This is a genomic window from Nonomuraea endophytica, from assembly GCF_014203235.1.
GTDB lineage: Bacteria > Actinomycetota > Actinomycetes > Streptosporangiales > Streptosporangiaceae > Nonomuraea > Nonomuraea endophytica.
Genome location: NZ_JACHIN010000001.1, coordinates 1,090,035 through 1,110,084, shown reverse-complemented (window position 1 = coordinate 1,110,084; position 20,050 = coordinate 1,090,035). Strand labels below are relative to the sequence as shown.

At 70.4% G+C, this 20,050-nt stretch carries 22 protein-coding genes; 11 read left to right on the top strand and 11 right to left on the bottom strand.

Going from position 1 to position 20,050, the window contains the following annotated elements; all coding sequences use genetic code 11:
• Positions 1-23 precede the first annotated feature (23 nt).
• Positions 24-878, top strand: coding sequence for an NUDIX hydrolase (locus HNR40_RS05380; RefSeq protein ID WP_184959445.1), 855 nt, complete (start codon positions 24-26; stop codon positions 876-878).
• Complete coding sequence (locus HNR40_RS05375; protein WP_184958776.1) at positions 875-1,663, top strand: MBL fold metallo-hydrolase; 789 nt, start codon at positions 875-877, stop codon at positions 1,661-1,663. Before HNR40_RS05380 ends, HNR40_RS05375 begins: the two co-directional genes overlap by 4 nt.
• Positions 1,664-1,668: 5 nt before the next feature.
• On the opposite strand, the gene HNR40_RS05370 is transcribed toward HNR40_RS05375, so the two are convergent.
• The 3 genes from HNR40_RS05370 to HNR40_RS57060 form a co-directional block, all read right to left on the bottom strand.
• Positions 1,669-2,193, bottom strand: a complete 525-nt coding sequence (locus HNR40_RS05370; protein WP_184958774.1) for a hypothetical protein — start codon at positions 2,191-2,193, stop codon at positions 1,669-1,671.
• 124 nt (positions 2,194-2,317) lie between these two features.
• Entirely contained in the window at positions 2,318-2,854 is a 537-nt protein-coding gene (locus tag HNR40_RS05365; RefSeq protein WP_184958772.1) for an MFS transporter, read from the bottom strand.
• A 33-nt stretch (positions 2,855-2,887) separates the two neighbouring features.
• Positions 2,888-3,829, bottom strand: a complete 942-nt coding sequence (locus HNR40_RS57060; protein ID WP_184958770.1) for an Lrp/AsnC family transcriptional regulator — start codon at positions 3,827-3,829, stop codon at positions 2,888-2,890.
• A 117-nt stretch (positions 3,830-3,946) separates the two neighbouring features.
• Here HNR40_RS57060 and HNR40_RS05355 point away from each other — a divergent pair, with 117 nt between their 5' ends.
• Complete coding sequence (locus HNR40_RS05355; RefSeq protein WP_184958768.1) at positions 3,947-4,813, top strand: NAD(P)H-binding protein; 867 nt, start codon at positions 3,947-3,949, stop codon at positions 4,811-4,813.
• A 385-nt stretch (positions 4,814-5,198) separates the two neighbouring features.
• Here the strand turns inward: HNR40_RS05355 and HNR40_RS05350 are convergent, their stop codons facing one another.
• Positions 5,199-5,879 (bottom strand): Crp/Fnr family transcriptional regulator, encoded by a 681-nt coding sequence (locus HNR40_RS05350; protein ID WP_184958766.1) that lies wholly within the window; start codon positions 5,877-5,879, stop codon positions 5,199-5,201.
• A 62-nt stretch (positions 5,880-5,941) separates the two neighbouring features.
• Between HNR40_RS05350 and nth the strand changes: the two genes are divergently transcribed.
• Together nth and HNR40_RS05340 are read left to right on the top strand one after the other, a co-directional pair.
• Positions 5,942-6,643 (top strand): endonuclease III, encoded by a 702-nt coding sequence (nth, locus tag HNR40_RS05345; RefSeq protein WP_184958764.1) that lies wholly within the window; start codon positions 5,942-5,944, stop codon positions 6,641-6,643.
• Between the two features lie 54 nt (positions 6,644-6,697).
• Complete coding sequence (locus tag HNR40_RS05340) at positions 6,698-7,348, top strand: NUDIX hydrolase (protein WP_312896191.1); 651 nt, start codon at positions 6,698-6,700, stop codon at positions 7,346-7,348.
• Here the strand turns inward: HNR40_RS05340 and HNR40_RS05335 are convergent.
• Positions 7,295-7,615, bottom strand: coding sequence for a HEAT repeat domain-containing protein (locus HNR40_RS05335; protein WP_184958762.1), 321 nt, complete (start codon positions 7,613-7,615; stop codon positions 7,295-7,297). The two genes, HNR40_RS05340 and HNR40_RS05335, sit on opposite strands and share 54 nt — an antisense overlap.
• A gap of 81 nt (positions 7,616-7,696) precedes the next feature.
• Between HNR40_RS05335 and HNR40_RS05330 the strand changes: the two genes are divergently transcribed.
• Positions 7,697-8,887 carry a MarP family serine protease gene (locus HNR40_RS05330; protein ID WP_184958760.1) on the top strand — a complete coding sequence of 397 codons (1,191 nt, stop codon included), beginning with the start codon at positions 7,697-7,699 and terminating at the stop codon, positions 8,885-8,887.
• 5 nt (positions 8,888-8,892) lie between these two features.
• On the opposite strand, the gene HNR40_RS05325 is transcribed toward HNR40_RS05330, so the two are convergent.
• The 6 genes from HNR40_RS05325 to acs all read right to left on the bottom strand — a co-directional run bounded on the left by HNR40_RS05325 (position 8,893) and on the right by acs (position 14,707).
• Entirely contained in the window at positions 8,893-9,507 is a 615-nt protein-coding gene (locus tag HNR40_RS05325; protein WP_184958759.1) for a pentapeptide repeat-containing protein, read from the bottom strand.
• Positions 9,508-9,528: 21 nt separating this feature from the next.
• Complete coding sequence (locus HNR40_RS05320; protein ID WP_184958758.1) at positions 9,529-9,975, bottom strand: DUF309 domain-containing protein; 447 nt, start codon at positions 9,973-9,975, stop codon at positions 9,529-9,531.
• On the bottom strand, positions 9,972-10,886 hold the full coding sequence (locus HNR40_RS05315; RefSeq protein ID WP_184958757.1) for an alpha/beta fold hydrolase: 915 nt from the start codon (positions 10,884-10,886) through the stop codon (positions 9,972-9,974). The genes HNR40_RS05320 and HNR40_RS05315 overlap by 4 nt, the downstream gene beginning before the upstream one ends.
• Positions 10,876-11,331, bottom strand: coding sequence for a phage holin family protein (locus tag HNR40_RS05310; RefSeq protein ID WP_184958756.1), 456 nt, complete (start codon positions 11,329-11,331; stop codon positions 10,876-10,878). The genes HNR40_RS05315 and HNR40_RS05310 overlap by 11 nt, the downstream gene beginning before the upstream one ends.
• A gap of 31 nt (positions 11,332-11,362) precedes the next feature.
• Positions 11,363-12,589, bottom strand: coding sequence for a Na+/H+ antiporter NhaA (gene nhaA, locus HNR40_RS05305; RefSeq protein ID WP_184958754.1), 1,227 nt, complete (start codon positions 12,587-12,589; stop codon positions 11,363-11,365).
• A gap of 144 nt (positions 12,590-12,733) precedes the next feature.
• Complete coding sequence (acs, locus tag HNR40_RS05300; RefSeq protein ID WP_184958752.1) at positions 12,734-14,707, bottom strand: acetate--CoA ligase; 1,974 nt, start codon at positions 14,705-14,707, stop codon at positions 12,734-12,736.
• A gap of 239 nt (positions 14,708-14,946) precedes the next feature.
• Here acs and HNR40_RS05295 point away from each other — a divergent pair, with 239 nt between their 5' ends.
• The 5 genes from HNR40_RS05295 (at position 14,947) to HNR40_RS54210 (ending at position 20,031) form a co-directional block, all read left to right on the top strand.
• Positions 14,947-15,663, top strand: coding sequence for a Fic family protein (locus tag HNR40_RS05295; protein WP_184958750.1), 717 nt, complete (start codon positions 14,947-14,949; stop codon positions 15,661-15,663).
• 674 nt (positions 15,664-16,337) lie between these two features.
• On the top strand, positions 16,338-17,381 hold the full coding sequence (gene ssd, locus HNR40_RS05290) for a septum site-determining protein Ssd (protein ID WP_184958748.1): 1,044 nt from the start codon (positions 16,338-16,340) through the stop codon (positions 17,379-17,381).
• Positions 17,381-18,520, top strand: coding sequence for a TadA family conjugal transfer-associated ATPase (locus HNR40_RS05285; protein ID WP_184958746.1), 1,140 nt, complete (start codon positions 17,381-17,383; stop codon positions 18,518-18,520). Before ssd ends, HNR40_RS05285 begins: the two co-directional genes overlap by 1 nt.
• Positions 18,517-19,224 carry a type II secretion system F family protein gene (locus HNR40_RS05280; protein ID WP_184958744.1) on the top strand — a complete coding sequence of 236 codons (708 nt, stop codon included), beginning with the start codon at positions 18,517-18,519 and terminating at the stop codon, positions 19,222-19,224. Before HNR40_RS05285 ends, HNR40_RS05280 begins: the two co-directional genes overlap by 4 nt.
• A 321-nt stretch (positions 19,225-19,545) precedes the next feature.
• Positions 19,546-20,031, top strand: coding sequence for a type II secretion system F family protein (locus tag HNR40_RS54210; protein WP_312896190.1), 486 nt, complete (start codon positions 19,546-19,548; stop codon positions 20,029-20,031).
• The last annotated feature ends 19 nt before the right edge of the window (positions 20,032-20,050 follow it).

Below are 20,050 nucleotides of genomic sequence, written 5' to 3'. Positions count from 1 at the left end.
AGTTGGAGGTCATAGTGACTGGTATCCCCCTGCCGAAGGATCTGGCCGAACGCGCTCGCGACATCGCCGCAGGACGCATCGAACCGGTCCCCGCCCGGGACGCCGCCACCGTGGTGATCCTCAGGGAGGGGCCGTTCAGGGAGGGGCCGTTCAGGGAGGGGCCGTTCAGGGAGGGGCCGTTCAGGGAGGGGCCGGAGGTGTATCTGCTGCGGCGCAAGACCACCATGGCCTTCGCCGCGGGCGCCTACGTCTTCCCCGGCGGCTCCGTGGACCCGCGCGACACCGACCACGCGGTCGCCTGGGCGGGGCCGTCCCCCCGGGAGTGGGGCGAGGTCTTCAACGCCGACGAGCGCACCGCCCGCGGACTGGTCTGCGCGGCGGTCCGCGAGACGTTCGAGGAGTCAGGGGTACTGCTCGCCGGACCCGGCACCGATTCCGTGGTCGCCGACACCACCGGCGCCGACTGGGAGGCCGACCGCCTGGCGCTGATCGACAGAAGCCTGGCCTTCGCCGACTTCCTGGCCAAGCGCGGCCTGGTGCTCCGTTCCGACCTGCTGAAGCCGTGGTCGCACTGGATCACCCCGGTGATCGAGGAACGCAGGTTCGACACCCGGTTCTTCGCCGCGGTGCTGCCTCCCGGCCAGCGCACCCGCGACGTGGGCGGCGAGGCCGACCAGGTCGCCTGGAAACGCCCGTCCGAGGCGCTCGAACTGGCCCGCGACGGCGAGATCTTCCTCATGCCGCCGACTTACCACACGCTGAACGAGCTGGCCGCCTTCGCTTCGGTGACGGATGCGCTGGCCGTACAGCGAAAAATCATCACGATTCTCCCGCGAGCGGTAGAAATCGAGGGAGAGATGCGGTTGATGGTGTCATGAGCGGTCTCTACATTCCGATCGACACCCCCGACGGATCCCGTACGGCTCACGCCGAGAACCTCCTCGCCCCCAATCCGGGCATGATGACCCTCGACGGCACCAACACGTGGGTCATCGGCACCAACGAGGTGATCGTCGTCGACCCCGGCCCGTCGGACGAGTCCCACCTCCTCCGCGTCGTCGCCCACCTGGGCGAACGCCGGGTCCGCCACATCCTGCTCACCCACGGCCACCACGACCACAGCGGCGGCGCCAAGCGCTTCGCCGAACTCGTCGGCGCTCCGGTCCACGCCCTGGACCCGTTGCACCGCCTGGGCTCGGAGGGCCTCACCGACGGCGACGTGGTGAAGGCCGGAGGGGTGGAGCTCCACGTGTACGCCACGCCCGGTCACTCCTTCGACTCCCTGTGCTTCTGGCTGCCGGAGGACCGCGCGATGCTGACCGGCGACACCGTCCTGGGCCGCGGCACCACCGTCATCGCCCAGGACGGCGGCCTGACCGACTACCTCCACAGCCTGGACCGCCTCAGGAAGACCGCCGAGGACCTGGGGGCCGACGCCCTGCTGCCCGGCCACGGCCCCGTCCTGGCGAACCCGCTGAGCGCGCTCGACGGCTACATCACGCACCGCCGCGAACGCCTCGACCAGATCCGCCAGGCCAGGAAGAACGGCGCCAGGACCCCGCGCGAGGTCGTCGAAGTGGTGTACGCGGACGTGGACCGCTCCCTGTGGCCGGTCGCCGAGATCTCCGTCCGAGCCCAGCTGGACTACCTGGCCGGCGAGTGACCGCCTCAGGGCTCGATGAGGCCCACGGCGAACGCGTAGTCGTCCAGGGTGAACTGGGTGATGCCGGTCATGCGCAGGGCCTGCACCCGGACGGTGTAGTTTCCGGGGATCAGCGGTGCGGAGAAGCGCTCCAGGGCGTGCGCCTCCTCGGCGTCACCGGGGCTGTCGAACCTGTAGTCCGTGCTCGCGACCGGCTGCAGTTCAGTGGTCGCCCCCGCGGCGTTGACCACGACGATGCGCACGGAGCACCAGCCGGTGGCGGTGCCGACACAGACGGACTCGGCGGTGAAGCGGGCGTCCACGAACCGCGTCGTCCCCGCCGGCACGGTGACGTTGACCGACGCGGTCGGGATATTGCCCCAGGCTCCGACCGTCTGGGCGGTCCAGGGGCTGTTCTCGCCGGTGAAGTGCTGCGCGCTGGTCTGCGTGCCATTCTGGGAACTGGGTACGGCGCCGGCCGACGTGGCCAGCAGCGCGAGCGCACCGGACAGCGCCACCGTGGTGAACGCGGACTTGACGAGTCTGGACAACGGGATTCCTCTCTGCCCGCGCGGAGCCGTGCGCTCCGCGACCGGTCGTTCCAGGAATCACGCTGACAAGAACGTTGTGCCTGGTGAAGCCGCTGCGGAATTATCCGGACAAACCCGTACGCGCTTAGGTCGCGGGACGGGCACGCGGTGTGAAGAGCGCCACCGCCACCAGGGCGATGACGGTCAGCGGCACGCAGATCAGGAGGATCCATCGGAAGGTCGCGTATTCGGCGATGACGGCGCCGATCACGGGCCCGGAGATCAGCCCCAGCAAGGCCACCACCGCCGGGATCGCCACCACCGGCCACCACGTGGTGCCCCGGAAATGCGTCCTGGCGAGCTCGAACCCGGCCCGCAGCACGATCGCGGCCGCCAGCCCCTGCCCGAATCGGCAGGCGATGAGCATGCCGGCGTTCTCCGTGAAGGCGCCCAGGGCCGAGACCAGGCCGAAGGCGGTCAAGCCCCATACCAGCACGTTCAGGCGGCCCTTGGCGGGGATCAGCACGCCCAGGAGAGCCACGGGGTAGGCGTAGGTCAGCATGACGTCGGTCGCCGGGGTCAGGGGGAGGTCCGATCCAGCGGCGTTCAGCACGGTCCAGTTCACCGAGAAGATCGCCACGCATAAGGTCAGCGCCGCGATCATCTGCCATCGTCCAGTCATCGCTGGACCATAATCATGCGCGGTTGACAATCACTAGCAGCCAGGTGGTCCGATCCGTTTGAGTGTGCGCGTCACCGGGGCTGTCTCCATCGTCTGGATGGCGTCCAGACTGGCTATCCGCTCGGTCAGGTAGCGGTAGAGGTCGGCGTTGTCCCGGCAGATCACCTCGGCCATGAGGTTCGTGGCGCCCGTGGTGACGCCGACGAACGAGATCTCGGGATGGGTGGCCAGCGCTTCGGCGACGGCTACCAGGCCCGCGGGCCGTACCGACATCCAGAGCCTGGCCTGCGCCCGGTAGCCCAGAGCGCGCGGATCGAACTCGAGCTGGATCAGCAGCGCGCCGGAGCGGCGCAGATGGTCCAGCCGCCGCCGGACCGTCGACTCCGACCAGCCGGTCGCGGTGGCGAGATCTGCATGGCCCGTGCGCCCGTCGGCGGCCAGCGCGTCCAGCAGCGCGTGATCGGCCGAGTCGGTAGTGACCTGATCTTCGGGGCTGGACGTGAACCTGAGTCGTGCGGCGCGTTCTTCCTCCAGAACGGCCAGCCCCGCCCATCCACCGGGGATCACGAAACCGTGCAGGAGCGAATGCGCGCTCAACCCGAGAACCTTCCCGGTCCGCGGCAACCTGTCCAGCAGCGACGCCTCGCCGGCTTCGAGACGGGCCTGGGTGAAGCAGGAGATCTCGGTGCCGCCGGAGAGCAGATGGACATAAAACGTGTCGGCGCGACCGGCCAGCGCGGTGCCCAGGGCCAGCGCCGCGTCAGGGGTCGTACGCAACCGGATGGTCCACGAGGTGTAGCCCAGCCGCGCTCCGTCGGCGCCGCCCACCACCCGGATCGCTCCGGTGGAGCGCAGTTTCCGGTAGCGGCGGGCGACGGTCTGCTCGGACACGTCCAGGACCTTGGCGATCTGGCTGAACGGCGCTCTGCCGTCCAGTTGCAGAGCGTGTACGAGTCCTTCGTCGACCGAATCCACCGGCCGAGGCTATCAAGATGGAGGAATCCGCCGTCCTTCGCCCTGTCACTGGCGGGGTGGCGATGACGGCGGCGAGGCTTTCGCCCGTTCCCCGAATCGAGGCGAAAGGTGATGAGGATGATCCTGGTGACTGGTGCCGGCGGCAATGTCGGAGGTCAGGTTCTGGCCCAGCTTGCCCGGCGTGGGACAGCCGTACGGGCGATGACCCGCAGCCCGCTGACCGTGAAGCTGCCCGAGGGCGCTGAGGCGATGCGCGGTGATCTCGCCGATCCGGCGAGCCTGGAGGCATGCGTGGACGGGGTGGAGGCGGTCTTCCTCATGTGGCCCTTCCACAACGCCGGGCCGATGGCGGGGATTCTGGAGGTGATCAAGCGCCATGCCTGCCGCCGCGTGGTGCTGTTGTCGTCCGGGGCCGTTCAGGACGGGCCGGCCCCAGAGCGGAACACCAGCCCGGTGGGCCGCTCGCACGCCGAGGTCGAGCGGCTCCTCGCCGAGTCCGGCCTGCCCTGGACCGTGCTGCGACCGAGCACGTTCGCGGCCAACGCGCTGTGGTGGGCCGGCCAGATCCGCGCCGGTGACACGGTCGCCGGGCCGTACGGGGCGGTCGCGATGGCGATGCTGCACGAGGCCGACATCGCCGCCGTCGCGGTACACGCGCTGACCGAGGACGGACATGAGCGGGCTTGTTACCGGCTAACCGGGCCACAGGTGTTGACCCAGGCCGGACAGGTACACATCATCGGCCAGGCACTCGGCCGCCCGTTGCGGTGGCAGGAGTCGTCCCGAGAAGAGGCCAGGCAGCGCCTGCTCGCCGACGACTCCTTCCCGGATTCCTTCGTGGACGTCCTGCTTGACGGCTATGCGGCAATGCTCAACGCGCCCGCGCCCACCCTGACCAGCACGGTGGAAACGGTGACCGGCACTCCGGCACGCACCTTCCACCAGTGGGTACTCGACCACGCCGAAGCCTTCACTCCGCGCTGAGGGGAGTTGGAACCTGGCCTCGCTGGTGCGATCCCTCCGCCAGGTGAGCTATCGGCACTTCGCCGGTTGCCAGGAGGGCAGGATCAACGCTGGGGCTGTTCAGCGCGCGAGGGCGGTGCTCGGAGTCCGGGCATCCCGAAGGCGCACAGCGGTAGCTGGGCAACGCTCGGGGTCCGGGCATCCCGAAGGCGCGTAGCGCCCCTGGTGCCTTTGTGGCGGTGGCTGGGCGGCGCTCGGGGTCCGGGGGCCGGAAGGCCCAGGCTGGGGCTTGGCCCCCCACTTAGAACTGCCCGAGCCTTTTCGCGCGGAGCGCGCCTTTGCGAGGACCTTGCTCTTGCCTTTCGCGGAGCGCGACCCTGGTGAGGACCTTGCCTTTGGGGCTTGGTTAGCGGGAGCGGTTGTGGAGGCGGTCCATATCGAGGATCACTACCGCCTTGGCCTCGATACGCAGCCAGCCTCGCTGGGCGAAGTCGGCCAGGGCTTTGTTCACCGTCTCCCTGGAGGCGCCTACCAGCTGGGCCAGTTCTTCCTGGGTCAGGTCGTGGTGGACGCGCAGGCCGTCGTCGGTCTTGGCGCCGAAACGTTCCGCCAGGTCGAGCAGTTGCTTGGCCACGCGTCCCGGCACGTCCGTGAAGACCAGGTCGGCCAGCACGTCGTTGGTGCGCCGCAACCGCTGGGCCAGGGCGCGCAACAGGTGCAGGGCCACTTCGGGGCGGCCGGTCAGCCAGGGGCGCAGGTCGTCGTGGCCCAGTCCGGCCAGCCGTACATCCGTGAGAGCCGTGGCGGTCGCGGTGCGCGGGCGGGGATCGAACAGCGACAGTTCGCCGAACATCTCGCTCGGGCCGAGCACGCTCAGCAGGTTCTCGCGGCCGTCCGGGGACTGTCGGGAAAGTTTGATCTTGCCTTCGAGCACGACGTAGAGACGGTCGCCCGTCTCGTTCTCATGGAAGAGCGTCTGTCCCTTGGACAGCTGGACTTCGGTGATGCTCGTGCGCAGCGCCGCTGCGCTCTCACGGTCGAGCGCGGCGAACAGGGGGGCCTTGCCCAGCACGTCTTCGGTGTTCACTCTGCCTCCTCTGCTGCCATTGTGACTCACCCCACTCCCCGCCACGCACTTAGGCTAGGGAGATGCCCACTGAGTCGAGACTCGCCCTGGTGCGCAGGGCGCGCCGGATGAATCGCATCCTGGCGGAAACCTACCCCGACGCCCACTGCGAGCTCGACTTCGGTAACCCGCTTGAGCTGCTGGTCGCGACGATCCTCTCGGCGCAGTGTACGGACAAAAGGGTCAACATGGTTACTCCAACCCTTTTCGCGAAATATCCGACAGTGCAGGATTACGCCGCCGCCGACCGTGCCGAGATGGAAACGATCATCAAGTCGACCGGCTTCTTCCGCGCCAAGACCAATTCGATCATCGGCATGGCCCAGGCCGTCTGCGACCGCTACCGAGGCGAGGTCCCCGGCAAGCTCAAAGATCTCGTCACCCTGCCCGGCGTGGGCCGCAAGACCGCCAACGTGGTCCTCGGCAACGCGTTCGGCGTGCCCGGCCTGACCGTCGACACCCACTTCCAGCGCCTGGTACGCCGCTTCGGCTGGACCGAGGAGACCGACCCGGTCAAGATCGAGCACGTGGTCGGGGAGCTCATCCCCAAGCGGGAATGGACGATCTTCTCTCACCGGGTCATCTGGCACGGCCGCCGCATCTGCCACGCCCGCAAGCCCGCCTGCGGCGTGTGCCCGCTGGCCGTGCTCTGCCCCGCGTACGGCACCGGCCCCACGGAGGAGAAGGCCGCCCAGAAACTCGTGAGACCCGGCCCGTTCTCCTGATCGAGAAACAACCCGGTGGGAAGCTGCGAGGGCTCGATCGCGTTGGAGGTGTTCGTGACGCAGGTGCCCGACTGGCTCGACCAACTGGCGGCGAAAGCCGTACAAACTCCACCTCCCCGAGAGATGCACCCGCCCGCCAACGGCGCAGGCAGGCGGGCGGCGGTGCTGATGCTGTTCGGCGAGGGCCCCTTGGGGCCCGACGTGCTGCTGATCCAGCGCAGCTCGCGCGGACGCAGGCACGCGGGTCAGCCCGCCTTCCCCGGTGGCGGCGTGGACCCGGAGGACGGCGGCCCGGTGCGCGCGGCGCTCAGGGAAGCCGAGGAGGAGACCGGACTTATGCCCCAGGGGGTGACGGTCGTGTGCACGATGCCCGAGGTGTACATCTGGCGCAGCGACAACCGCGTCACCCCCGTTCTGGGCTGGTGGCACGCGCCGTCGGCCGTGCACGCGGCGGCCCCCGACGAGGTCGAGTCGGTGGAGCGCGTGCCGGTCGCCGAGCTGGTGGATCCCGGCAACCGGGTGACGCTGCGCCATCCGGGCGGCTACGCGGGCCCGGCGTTCAGGGTGCGCGGGATGCTGGTGTGGGGCTTCACCGCCAGCCTGCTGGACGGGGTGCTGGGGATGAGCGGGTTCGCGCGGCCGTGGGATCCGTCAGTGACCGAGGATCTGCCGCCCGAGGCCGTCAAGCTGGCCCGCCGAGGTTAGGGCGGCGTGCCGTACGCCGGGATCGTCGTCGCCGACGGCCAGGTAGCGCAGGATCGGCAGCGACCGGAGCCTGAACGCGCTCAGGTCGGCCATGATGTGCACCCCCAGCAGCCGCTCAGCCGCGCTCTCCGCCGCGCACAGCCGTCTGGCCAGGGTGAAGGACTCTGAGTCCCCACGCGCTCGCAGCGCGCTGATCGCGCGCCTTCTGACGGGTCCTGCGGGGTCCGGGTCGGTCAGGGCCGCCTCGACGATCTCGCGCACGCTCACGCCGTCACGCTAACCCGGAGGGTAAGCCCGTCCTGGCCGAACGCGTGCACACTTGACCCGGTTGCTGGTTACCTTTGAAGCGTGCGCGGTGATCTGCTTGACCTCATCTTGATCGGCCTCGTGATCGCCTTCGGGATCTCGGGTTACCGGCAGGGCTTCATCATCGGCGTCATGAGCTTCGTGGGGTTCGTGGGCGGGGCCGTGCTCGGGGTGTTCATCGCGCCGCCGATCTCCAAGGCCGTGGTCAGCGGCCCGACCGAGCAGGCACTCCTCGCCATCGTGATCGTCTTCCTGACGGCGACGATCGGCCAGTTCGCCTCCTCGACGATCGGCGCGGTGGTCCGCTCGCACGTCACCTGGGAGCCGGCGAAGCTGGCCGACGCGGTGGGCGGCACGTTCGCCAGCGCGCTGTCGGTGCTGGTCATCGCGTGGCTGATCGGCTCGCTGATCGTCTCGACGTCGTTCACGCCGCTGGTCACCCAGGTGAAGGACTCGCTGCTGCTGACCACGGTCGACGACGCGATCCCGCAGGCCGCGCGCAACTGGCAGCAGCCGTTCAAGCAGTTCATCGACAACTCCGAGTTCCCGCCGGTGTTCGACGCGATCGGCGGCGACCAGCTGGTGAACGTCGAGCCGCCCGACGTCAGCGTGCTGCAGGGCGCCAAGCTCAAGAAGGCCCGCGCGTCGATCGTCAAGGTCCAGGGCAACGCCGAGAGCTGCAACAAGCACATCGAGGGCACCGGCTTCGTCTACGAGCCCGACCGGATCATGACCAACGCGCACGTGGTCGCCGGCGTGACCCGCGACCTGGAGGTCATCGACCAGGGCGGCAACAAGCATTCGGCGACCGTGGTCCGCTACAACCCGCAGCGCGACATCGCGATCCTGCACGTGCCCGGCCTCAACCTGCCCGACCTGGAGTTCGACGGCCAGGCCAAGAGCGGCGACAGCGCGATCATCGCCGGCTACCCCAAGGGCAAGGGCTTCACCGCCGAGCCGGCCCGCATCCGCAGCAAGATCCCCGCCAAGGGCCCGGACATCTACCGCAGCATGAACGTCACCCGGCAGGTCTACCAGATCCGCGGCAAGGTGCTGCCCGGCAACTCCGGCGGCCCGCTGCTCACCGTCGACGGCAAGGTCTTCGGCGTGATCTTCGCCGCGGCCATCAGCCAGGAGGAGACCGGGTACGTCCTGACCGCCGACGAGGTCCGCCCCGACGCGACGGCAGGGCGCGCCGACGTCAGCCCGGCCAGCACCCAGCGCTGCGACTAGCGGAATCACCGCACGTCGAAGCCCAGCGCGGCGGCCACCACCGTCGCCTGGAACGAATCGATGATCGCCTTCTTGACCGTGGTGACCTGCGGGTCGAGCGCGGCCAGGTCGCTGCCGCGCAGGTCGCAGGCGGTCAGGTCGGCGCTGTGGAGCCAGGCGCCCGACAGGTCGCTACGCAGGATCTCGGCCTTCTCCAGCCGCGCCCCCGTCAGGTCGGCCTCGCGCAGCCGCACCCCGTGGAAGGCGCTGCCGCGCAGGTCGGCGCCGGGCAGCCCGACGAACGACCAGTCGCCGCCCTCGACCTTGAGCAGGCCGTAGGTGCAGCCGTCGAACATGCTGCCGGTGAACTTGCACGCCCGGAACGTGGCGTCGAAGAACGAGCACCGCCTGAACGTGCAGTTGACGAAGCTGGAGTCGTCGTGCTCGGAGACGTTGAAGCGCACCTGCGAGAAGGTGCACTCCTCGAACGTGGAGCCGCGGTTGATCATCTCGGTCATGTCGACGTCGACGAACAGCACGCGGCGGAACGTCTCGTGGTCGAGGTCGCGGCCGTCCCACTCGCCTGACCTGATCGCGGACTCGGTGGGCGGGGCGGGCACGCCGTGCTTGCGTTCGGCCATGCCCGTGAGGCTAGCCGCGGGCTACGACAGTTCGAGCTCGCGCAGGATCAGGGCGATGGCCGCGCTCGCGTCGCTGTCCTCGCCGAAGCCGGTGGCCGCCCTGCCCACCTGGTCGTACGGCGGGCCGTACCCCTGGATGCGGGCGGCGCCGCGGCTGAAGAGGGTCAGGGCCCCGCGCCCGTTGCCCCGTTGCAGGTGGGTGAGGCCGACGCAGATCTGCGCCAGGCCCTGCCACAGCTCGCGCTCCTCGTCGGGGGCGCATTTCCAGCGGCCCTCGAACACCTCGTGCGCGTGGAAGGGCTTGTCCTCGGCGAGGAAGCGGCGGCCGTCGTCGAGCGCCTGCTCGGTGGTGGGTGCGTAGTCGTCGGGGACGCGGGCCACCCCGGCCGTGCCGTACGGCATGGGACGGCCGAACTCGTCGCGGGGGCGTGCGTTGCGCGGCCTGCCCTCGCTGTCGCGGTCTCTCATCGATCAGGCTCCGGGTCGGCTAGCCACCCGAGCAGCTCAGCGTCGAACTTCTCGGGGGTCTCCTCGTGGGGGAAGTGCCCCGCTCCCTCGATCAGTCTCCAGCGGTACGGCGCGGCGACGTAGCGGCCGGAGCCCTGCGCGGTGCGCGGCAGGACGCAGGTGTCGAGCACGCCGTGCAGTTGCAGGGTCGGCGACTCGACTGCGGTGCGCATGGCCTTGGAGTAGCGCATGCCGTCGGGCCGCAACTGGGAGCGGCCGAACCAGCGGTGGTACTCCAGGGCGAGGTGGGCCACCGCGGGGATGCGGAAGGCCTCGCGGTAGGTGCGGCCGGTCTCCTCGTCGGGCCAGCCGGGCCGCGACCAGGCGTCCAGCAGGCTGCCGACGAGCGCGCCCCCGTGGGCGACGAGCCGCCGCTCGGGCAGGATCGGCAGCTGGAAGCGCAGGGCGTGGCGGTTGGCCCTGAACTGTCCGGGGGAGAGCAGCGTGCGGCGCAGGCGGCGCGGGTGCGGTGCGCCCACGGTGACCAGCCTGCTGACGCTCTTGGGGTCCATGACGGCCATGGTCCAGGCCATCAGGCCGCCCCAGTCGTGGCCGACGACGATCGCGCGGGTCTCGCCGAGCGCCCTGATCAGGCCGCTGGCGTCGCCGGCCAGGGTGGGCAGGTCGTAGCCGCGCGGCGGCTTGTCGCTGCCGCCATAGCCGCGCAGGTCGACCGCGACCGCCCGGTAGCCAGCGCCGGCCAGGGAGACGAGCTGGCGCCGCCAGGTCCACCAGAACTGCGGGAACCCGTGCAGCAGCAGCACGAGCGGCCCCTCACCGGCCTCCACGACGTGGAAGCGGGTGCCGCCCGCGTGCACGCCGCGGTGTGTCCAGGGTCCCTCGATCTGGACGAACGCCTCGTCAGGTGCCATCTGGCTTCACCGGCTCGCGATGTGTTCCGGTCAGGCCCGCGGTCGGCACCGGCACCAGGCCGTCGTCGGGGTCGGCGATCTCCTTGAGTCCCTTGATCGAGCGCGCGGTGCGCTTCATGCCGGCCAGCCCCTTGAGCCTGCGCATGCCGATGAACACCAGCAGCCCTGCGGCCAGCAGGTAGAAGACGGTCACGATGAGGAAGGCGGCCCACGTCGGCAGCCATTGGTCCAGCACGTACGCGATCGTGAACGAGATCAGGATCAGGCACAGGTGGGCCATGAACGCCGCGGCGGCGAACAGGCCCGCGGCGGTGCCGACGCGCTTGGCGTCGAACCTCAGCTCGGCCTTGGCCAGCTCGATCTCCGAGCGGACCAGCGTGGAGATCTGCTGGCTCGCCTGGGCGACCAGAGAGCCCAGGGATTCCTCTTCCGTGGTCTGCTGCATGAACGTCTCCTATCGGGGCCTGGTGGCCATGTCAAACATCATCCAGCGCCCTGCGGCGATTGCGTACCCGGAGGTTGAGGAGCACCGCTGCCAGAACCGAGGCGATCAGGCTGGCCGCGAGGATCCCCGTGGTGACGGCGTCGGCGCGCTGCGGATCGTGTCCGTAGGCGAGGCCGCCGATGAGCAGCGACACCGTGAACCCGATCCCGGCCAGCAGGGACACCGCCGCCATGTCCCGCCAGTGCAGCTCTTCCGACAGTCTCGCCAGGCCGAGCCGTACCGACAGCCAGGCGCCGCCGAAGACTCCGAGGAACTTGCCGAGCACGAGACCCGCCACCACCCCAAGAACTACCCGATCGGAGAAGATACCGCTCAGGCTCGACGAGTTGAGTTGCACCCCCGCCGACAGAAAGGCGAAGACCGGAACGGCGAAGCCCGCCGACAGCGGCCGGATGTAGTGGTCGGCGGCCTCCGAGGGCGATCGTTCCTCCGAGTCGTCGGTCCACACCCGCGTGAGCAGTCCCAGCGCCACTCCGGCGACGGTCGCGTGCACGCCGCTGACCTCGACGAAGTACCACGCCAGTACGGCCAGCGGCAAATAGATCCATACCCCCTTGACCCGCTTGTACTGCAGGAACCCGTACAAGCAGATCAGCAGCACGCCGATCGCCAGCATGATCAGGTCGAGGTTCTCGGTGTAGAAGATCGCGATGATGGAGATCGCGCCGAGGTCGTCGACGACGGCGCTGGTCAGCAGGAACGCCCGCAAGGCCGCGGGCATCGCGCTGGCGGTGACGGCGAGGACGGCCAGGGCGAACGCGATGTCGGTCGCCGTGGGAATCGCCCACCCTCGGCCGGCATCGGGCGCACCCCAGCTGACCAGCAGGAAGATGACCGCCGGGACGATCATGCCGGCGACGGCCGCGATGATCGGCAGGGCCGCCTTGCGCAGGTTGCTGAGCTCGCCGTGGACGAACTCCTCCTTGACCTCCAGGCCCGCCACGAAGAAGAAGATGGTCAGCAGGCCGTTCTGGGCCCATTTGACGAGTTCGAGATCGAGGTGAAGCGCCACCGGTCCGATCTTGGTGTCGCGGAGGGCGGCGTAGCTCTCGTAGGACACGTTGGCCCAGACGAGCGCGGCCACGGTGGCCGTCAGCATGACGATGCCGCCGATCGTCTCCGCGCGCAACGCTTCGGCGAGCGTGCGGGCATAGCGGACGGTGGGCCGGAACGGCCATACCTCGGCGGCGCGGCGCAACGTGGTTCCCCCTCGGGAGTGGCGGATTTTGGGGTCGGGTCCCCCTGTCGCCGACCAGACTTCCCGGCACACCCGTGATTAATGTACCCGCACGCATGGAGAAGGCCCCCACAGGGACTGTGGGGGCCTTCTTCTACCTCGTGCTCAGTCCTCGCTCTTGGCGGAGGGCAGCTTCTCCGAGATGAGGTTCATCACCGTGCTGTCGGCCAGCGTGGTGACGTCGCCGACGCTGCGGTTCTCCGCCACGTCGCGCAGCAGGCGGCGCATGATCTTGCCGGAGCGGGTCTTGGGCAGCTCGGGCACTACCAGGATCTGGCGCGGCTTGGCGATCGGGCCGAGGGTCTTGGCCACGTGGTTGCGCAGCTCGGCGGCGATGTCCGCGCTCTCCTCCACGCTGCCGCGCAGGATGACGAAGGAGACGATCGCCTGGCCGGTGACCGGGTCCGTCGCGCCCACGACCGCCGCCTCGGCCACCTTCGGGTGGCTGACCAGGGCCGACTCCACCTCCGTGGTGGAGATGTTGTGGCCGGACACGAGCATGACGTCGTCGACCCGGCCGAGCAGCCAGATGTCGCCGTCCTCGTCGCGCTTGGCGCCGTCGCCGGCGAAGTACATGCCGGGGAAGCGCGACCAGTAGGTGTCGATGTAGCGCTGGTCGTCACCCCAGATCGTGCGCAGCATCGACGGCCACGGCTCGCGGATGGCCAGGTAGCCGCCGCCTCCGTTGGGCACGCTCTGGCCCTGGTCGTCGACCACGTCGGCGACGATGCCCGGCAGCGGGCGCATCGCCGCGCCCGGCTTTCCGCTGGTCACGCCGGGGAGCGGGCTGATCATGACCGCGCCGGTCTCCGTCTGCCACCACGTGTCCACGACGGGGGTACGGCCGGCGCCGATGTGCTCCCGGTACCAGACGTATGCCTCGGGGTTGATGGGCTCGCCCACGGAGCCGAGGATGCGCAGGGACGACATGTCGAACTTCGCGGGGATGTCGTCGCCCCACTTCATGAACGTCCGGATCGCGGTGGGCGCGGTGTAGAGGATCGTGATCTTGTACTTCTGCACGATCTCCCAGAACCTGCCGCGGTGCGGGGTGTCGGGGGTGCCCTCGTAGATGACGCTGGTGGCGCCGTTGGCGAGCGGGCCGTACACGATGTAGGAGTGTCCGGTCACCCAGCCGATGTCGGCCGTGCACCAGTAGATGTCGGTCTCGGGCTTGAGGTCGAAGACCGCGTTGTGGGTCCAGGACGTCTGGGTGAGGTAGCCGCCTGTGGTGTGCAGGATGCCCTTCGGCTTCCCGGTGGTGCCGCTGGTGTAGAGGATGAACAGCGGGTCCTCGGCGTCGTGCGGCTCGGGGGCGTGCTGGTCGCTCTGGCGCTCGACGATGTCGGCCCAGAAGACATCGCGGTCGTACGTGGAAATTTCCTGATTTGTCCGGCGGACGACGAGCACGTGCTCGATCTGCGGGCACTCGGCCACGGCCTCGTCCACGGTCGGCTTGAGCGCGGACGGCGCGCCCCTGCGGTAGCCGCCGTCGGCGGTGATCACGAGCTTGGCGTCGGCGTCGTCGATGCGGCTCTTGAGCGCGCTGGCCGAGAAGCCGCCGAAGACCACGGAGTGGACCGCGCCGATGCGGGCGCAGGCCAGCATCGCGATCGGCAGCTCGGGGATCATCGGCATGTAGATCGCCACGCGGTCGCCCTTGCCGACACCCAGCTCCTGGAGCGCGTTGGCGGTCTTGTTGACCTCCCGCTGCAGGTCCGCATAGGTGAGGGTACGGCTGTCGCCCTCAGGCTCGCCCTCCCAGTGGTAGGCGACCTTGTCACCCCGCCCGGCCTCCACGTGGCGGTCGACGCAGTTGTAGGCGATGTTCAGCTGTCCGCCGACGAACCACTTCGCGAAGGGCGGGTTCCACTCCAACGTGGTGTCCCAGCGCTTGGCCCAGGTCAGACGGTCTGCGGCACGCTCCCAAAACCCGAGACGGTCGGCCGCCGCCTCGTCATACGCTTCGGCTGTCACGTTCGCGGCCGCGGCCAGGTCGGCGGGTGGTGCGAACCTGCGGTTCTCGTGCAGCAGGTTCGACAGCGCCTGGGGCTCGGTGCCAGGGGTTTCCGGGGCCACCTGAGTGCTCCTTCTATGGCCAGATTGGTTAGGTCGTGTCCCACTTCACCAGGTGGCGGGCGGCTCACACAAGAGGTCTAGACAGGTCCGTACCAGCCGTGGCGCTTATCGCTCGTCATTACAGTCGCTATTGAACCGTTGTCATCTTGAAATCTCAGAATGATGGAACGGGCCAATTTGTCGGGGTTTATGGGCCCCCTCAGCCGCCCCGCGAGTTACCCACAGGTAAGGTCGGACGCGTGAGTGACCCTCTGGCCGCAGTCGCGCGGCTTCCCGGCGTTCCCGAGGCCGTGGACGAGGCCCGTGAAGCCGTCGACCGCCTTTACCGGCATCGGGTGTTGAGGCGGGCCCGTCCCGCGGTTTCCACCGAGTCGTCCCTGCGTGGTGCGCGGGCCTCGGCGGCGCTGGAGGGCGCGGACGTCACGCTGGACGCGCTGCGCCGCGACGAGGTGTCCGACCCGATCGTCCAGGGCGCGCTGCGGGCCTCCGTCGAGGTCGGCCGGCTGGGCCCGACCTGGCGCAAGGCTCCCCGGCAGGTCATGGCCCGCCTCCACTCGGTGGCCGCGGCCGGCCTCGTCGGCCAGGACGCGCTCGGGCGGCCGTCGGCGGGAGGACCGCGGCTGGACGCCCTTTTCGGTCTGCTGGAGACGCCCACCAAGGCTCCGGCCCTGGTCCTGGCCGCGATCGTGCACGCGGAGCTCGCGGTGCTGCGGCCTTTCGGCAGCGCTGACGGGATCGTGGCGCGCGCCGCCGAACGGCTCACGCTGGTGGAGTTCGGCCTGGACCCGAAGTCGATCGTCGCGGTCGAGGTGGGGCACCTTGAGCAGGACTACGAGGCCGGGCTCAAGGCGTACGTGGACGGCGGGGTGGCCGAGTGGGTACGCCAGTGTGCCGCTGCGGTAAGCCTGGGTGTCCGGGAGACCACGGCGATCTGCGAGGCCATGCAGCGCGGCTGAACATAGCTGACGGCGCCTCGCTAGTGAGACGCCGTCTGCCGCGCATCACACCGGGTTACCAAGCGTGCACCTCAATTCGTCGGATCGGGTCAAGCCCGTCTCGACGCGCCTCCCGCGGCTGGTCGCGCGTGGGTACCCGGCTGACGCACCCGGACAAGTGGTCCGTGTCCCCTTTCTACGTCGGATTCGCCCTGATGGGAACCCCTGGGACCAAGACCTTTACTGCGGCGTGGGGCACCGGTCCGATCTCTGCCTGCCGTACGGGCGGGGTCGCGGGGTGACCTCCGCGGGATGATCACGCTGAGTGATCTCCTTTATGTGATCGTTAGCTTCCGAGGAAAAAACTTAGCGAAAATGCGAGATTGCTCCTCGACGAAACTCGAGTCGATCGGGCAGCATACGGTGGTATCTCCCGAAACTGGAGCGACTGTGCATGGGTTTGCTTTGCAAGTCCCTTGCCATGCTCTGGTTAAGTGTTGAAAGCTTTCTTCTGAAACGGGACCGGCTCTACCCCCCCGGAGCCGGACCGATCAGGCGACCCCCGCTCTCCCCCCCGGCGGGGGTCGCCCCTTTTCCACAGTCGGCGGCCCCATCCACAGAATCCCGCTCGGCTCCCCGCCCCGCCCCCGCCTCCCCGCATGGTTGTCCTCCCAACCCGCCCCGGGAGGCATCCGATGCACCGTCCGCTGGTCATCACCGAGGACCAAGACCTCATCGACGACCTCGTCCGCGTGGCCGCAGCGGCAGGCACGCAGCTCGACGTCGCGCACAACCCGGCCGTCGCCCGCCCCTACTGGGGCATCGCCCCGGTGGTCGTGGTCGGCGACGACCTGGCGGGGAAGGTGGCGGAGACCGCCCCGCCCGCCCGTGAACGCGTCTTCCTGGCCGCCCGCGAACCCGCCGACCCCGGAGCCTGGCGGCGCTGCGTGGAAGTGGGCGCCCAAGCCGTCATCGACCTGCCGCGCGACGAACGCCGCCTGGTGGAGGAGTTCGCCGAGGCCCTGGAGCCGGCCTCCCGCGCGGGCGTGGTGGCCTGCGTGGTCGGCGGCCGAGGCGGCGCCGGCGCCAGCGTCCTGGCCTCCTGCCTGGCCCTGAAGGCCTCGGCTGACGGCCTCGCCACCCTCCTCGTCGACGCCGACCGGCTCGGCGGCGGCATCGACGCGCTGCTGGGCCGCGAGGAGGCCCCGGGCGCCCGCTGGAGCGACCTGCTGGCCAGAGAAGGCCGCATCAACGCCGGCGCCCTCTCCGCCGCCCTGCCCGCCTTCGGCGACCTGGCCCTGCTGAGCTTCGGCAGAGGACGGGCCGCCCCGGTCCCGCCGGCCGCCATGCGCGCGGTGCTCGAAGCGGGGCGGCGCGGCTTCGACCTCGTCGTGGTCGACCTGCCGCGCCACCTCGACCCCGCCGCCGCCGAAGCCCTGGCCAGGGCCGACACCACGTTCGCCGTCGCCACGGCCGACGTGCGCGGCGTCCTGGCCACCGCCCAGGTCGTGCACGACGTGGCCGAACACACCGCCGACATCAGGGCCGTGGTCAGACCGGGCGCCCTCGACGAACGGGCCGTGGCCCACAGCCTCGACCTCCCGCTCGCCGGCACCCTCCCCGACCACCCCGGGCTCTCGGCCGTGCTCAACCGCGGCGAACTCCCGCGCCTCGGCCCGCGCACCGCCCTGGGCGGCCTGTGCGCCACGCTCGTCCACACGCTCGCCCAGGACCGCTGATGGAGTCCCCGCCCACCGACCTCGTCGAGGCCGTCCGCGCCCGGCTGGCGCGCACGGGTGTCGAGCCGAGCGCCGCCCAGGTCGCGCTCGCGCTGCGCGCCGAGAAGTCCGTGTACGGCGACGCCGAGATCCTGGCCGTCGCCCGCGCGCTGTGCGCCGACCTGATCGGCGCCGGGCCGCTGGAGCCCCTGCTGGCCGCGCCCGACGTCACCGACGTCCTGGTCAACGGGCCCCGCGAGGTCTGGGTCGACGACGGCGGGGGGCTGCGCCGTACCCGGGTGGCCTTCGCCGACGACGCCGCCGTCCGCAGGCTGGCCCAGCGCCTGGCCGCCGCCGCGGGGCGCCGGCTGGACGACGCCTGTCCGTACGTGGACGCCCGGCTGGCCGGTGGCGTACGCCTGCACGCCGTCCTGCCGCCCATCGCCTCCGGCGGCACGTGCGTTTCGTTGCGGCTGCCGCCTCGGCGGACGTACACGATGGACGCCCTGGTCGCCGCGGAGGAGGCGGCCGCCGTTCTGCGCCGCATGGTCGCCGCCCGGCTGGCCTTCCTGGTCACCGGCGGCACCGGCACCGGCAAGACCACACTCCTGTCCGCCCTGCTGTCACTCGCCGATCCCGGCGAACGCCTGCTGCTCGTCGAAGACTCCGCCGAACTCCGCCCGGAACACCCGCACATGGTGCGGCTGGAGTCGCGCCCGGCCAACCTGGAGGGCGCGGGCGGGATAGGCCTGCGCGATCTCGTACGGCAGGCGCTGCGCATGCGGCCCGATCGCGTGGTGGTGGGCGAGGTCAGAGGCGCCGAGGTCGTCGACCTGCTGGCGGCGCTCAACACGGGGCACGAGGGCGGTTGCGGCACGCTCCACGCGAACGCGGCGGCCGACGTGCCCGCGCGGCTGGAGGCGCTGGGGTGCGCGGCCGGGCTGAGCAGGGAGGCCGTCCACAGCCAGCTCGCGGCCGCGCTCGACGTGGTCGTGCACCTGGCCAGGAGCCGCGCCGACGGGCGGCGGCGGGTGGCGGAGATCTGCCTGCTCGACCGGACGCCGTCCGGGCTGGTGGAGGCACGGACGGCCATGACGATCTGCGAGGCCGGGCTCGTGCGGCTCGGCCCTGCCTACCGGCGTCTTGAGGAGGCGTTGTGAACGCCCTCGTCGTGGCCGCCCTGGCGGTCGGCGGATATGTCTGGCTGTGGAGCGGGTTCCGGCACGCCGCCGAGGTACGGCTGGCGCGGATTCTGGGGCGGAGATCCGCGGTCCGGCTTCGGTGGGCGTGGATGACCCGGCCGGTCCGGCGGCGGCGTTCGACGGCTGATGAGTGGCATCGGGCCTCCATCGAGCTTTGTCACGCTCTGTCCGCTGAGCTGGTGGCCGGACGCACGCCGGGGGAGGCGTTGGCGCGGGCCATCGCCTCGGTGGAGGTTCCCGGCGACCTGCGTGAGGTCACGGCGGCGGCGCGGGACGGCGGTGACGTCGCCGCGGCCCTGGTCGCCGCCGCTCCTGAGCAGGGTGGTGAGGGGCTGCGGCGGCTGGCGGCCTGCTGGAGCGTTGGGGTCGGGGTGGGCGGCGGGATGGCGGCGCTGGTGGAGCGGGTGGCTCTCGCGCTGCGTGCCGCTCAGGCGCATCGGCAGGACGTGGCCGCCCAACTGGCCGGGCCGCGGGCCACCGCTCGGTTGCTGGCCGGGCTGCCTGTGCTGGGGGTTGGCATGGCGGCGGCTATGGGGATGCGTCCGCTGGACTTCCTGTTCGGTGGGGTGCCTGGGCTGGCCTGCCTGGGGGCGGGGGTTCTGCTCGACATCGGCGGCCTGTGGTGGACCGGCCGCATGGCCAGGGCCGCGCTCGCCTCTTGATCCGTTCTTAAGGAGCTTGATCCGTTCTCGAGGAGCTGATCCGTGCATCTTCTGGCTGTTCTGTGTGCTGCTGTGGCCGTCTGGGTCTGGGTGCCTCCGGACACGGCCGCCCGTCGGCTGTCGCGCCTCCGTCCGCCCGGTGAGGGCTCGGCGCTTGACCCTGCCGAAGAAGTGCCTCGCTGGCATTCCTCCTCGGCCACCTGGCCTCCTGATCGGCGCACGCTTGTGTCCTCGGCTTGCGCCGGGCTTCTGACTGGGCTGGCGGTCGGCGGTGTGGTGGGTGTCGTCGCCGGGGTTCTCGCGGCTTTGGGGGCCGGTTGGGTGTTGCATCGGCAGGAACCTCCCGCCGTCCGGCTGGAACGTCGGCGGATCGCGGCCGACCTTCCCTTCGCCGTGGATCTGATGGTCGCCTGCCTGCTGGCGGGGCAGCCGGTCAGCGCCGCTACGGAGACCGCGGCCGGGGCCGTACCCGGGCCGTTGGCGGCCCGCCTGCTGTGGGTGAGCACCCAGCTGCGCCTGGGGGCGGACGCGGAACCCACCTGGGCCTATCTGGCCCGGGATCCGGCCACCGCGCACCTGGCCCGCGCCATGACCCGGGCCGCCCTCAGCGGGGCGCCCGTGGCCGACGTTCTCACCCGGTTGGCTGACGATGCCCGGGAGGCGGCTCGCGCCGCATCGCTGGCCGCGGCGCGCAGGGTGGCGGTGAAGGCGGTGGCGCCGCTGGGGCTGTGCTTCCTGCCCGCGTTCGTCCTGCTGGGAGTCATCCCGATCATCGCCGGGCTCGCGTCCACGATCGTCCTGCCTTGATCTCGCCGCCCGGTTATCC

Excerpts from the sequence above, each read along its gene's own strand:
- HNR40_RS05375 (WP_184958776.1), top strand. The coding sequence starts at position 875 with ATGAGCGGTCTCTACATTCCGATCGACACCCCCGACGGATCCCGTACG.
- HNR40_RS05365 (WP_184958772.1), bottom strand. The coding sequence starts at position 2,854 with ATGACTGGACGATGGCAGATGATCGCGGCGCTGACCTTATGCGTGGCG.
- HNR40_RS05355 (WP_184958768.1), top strand. The coding sequence starts at position 3,947 with ATGATCCTGGTGACTGGTGCCGGCGGCAATGTCGGAGGTCAGGTTCTG.
- nth (WP_184958764.1), top strand. The coding sequence starts at position 5,942 with ATGCCCACTGAGTCGAGACTCGCCCTGGTGCGCAGGGCGCGCCGGATG.
- HNR40_RS05325 (WP_184958759.1), bottom strand. The coding sequence starts at position 9,507 with ATGGCCGAACGCAAGCACGGCGTGCCCGCCCCGCCCACCGAGTCCGCG.
- HNR40_RS05320 (WP_184958758.1), bottom strand. The coding sequence starts at position 9,975 with ATGAGAGACCGCGACAGCGAGGGCAGGCCGCGCAACGCACGCCCCCGC.
- HNR40_RS05315 (WP_184958757.1), bottom strand. The coding sequence starts at position 10,886 with ATGGCACCTGACGAGGCGTTCGTCCAGATCGAGGGACCCTGGACACAC.
- HNR40_RS05310 (WP_184958756.1), bottom strand. The coding sequence starts at position 11,331 with ATGCAGCAGACCACGGAAGAGGAATCCCTGGGCTCTCTGGTCGCCCAG.
- ssd (WP_184958748.1), top strand. The coding sequence starts at position 16,338 with ATGCACCGTCCGCTGGTCATCACCGAGGACCAAGACCTCATCGACGAC.
- HNR40_RS05285 (WP_184958746.1), top strand. The coding sequence starts at position 17,381 with ATGGAGTCCCCGCCCACCGACCTCGTCGAGGCCGTCCGCGCCCGGCTG.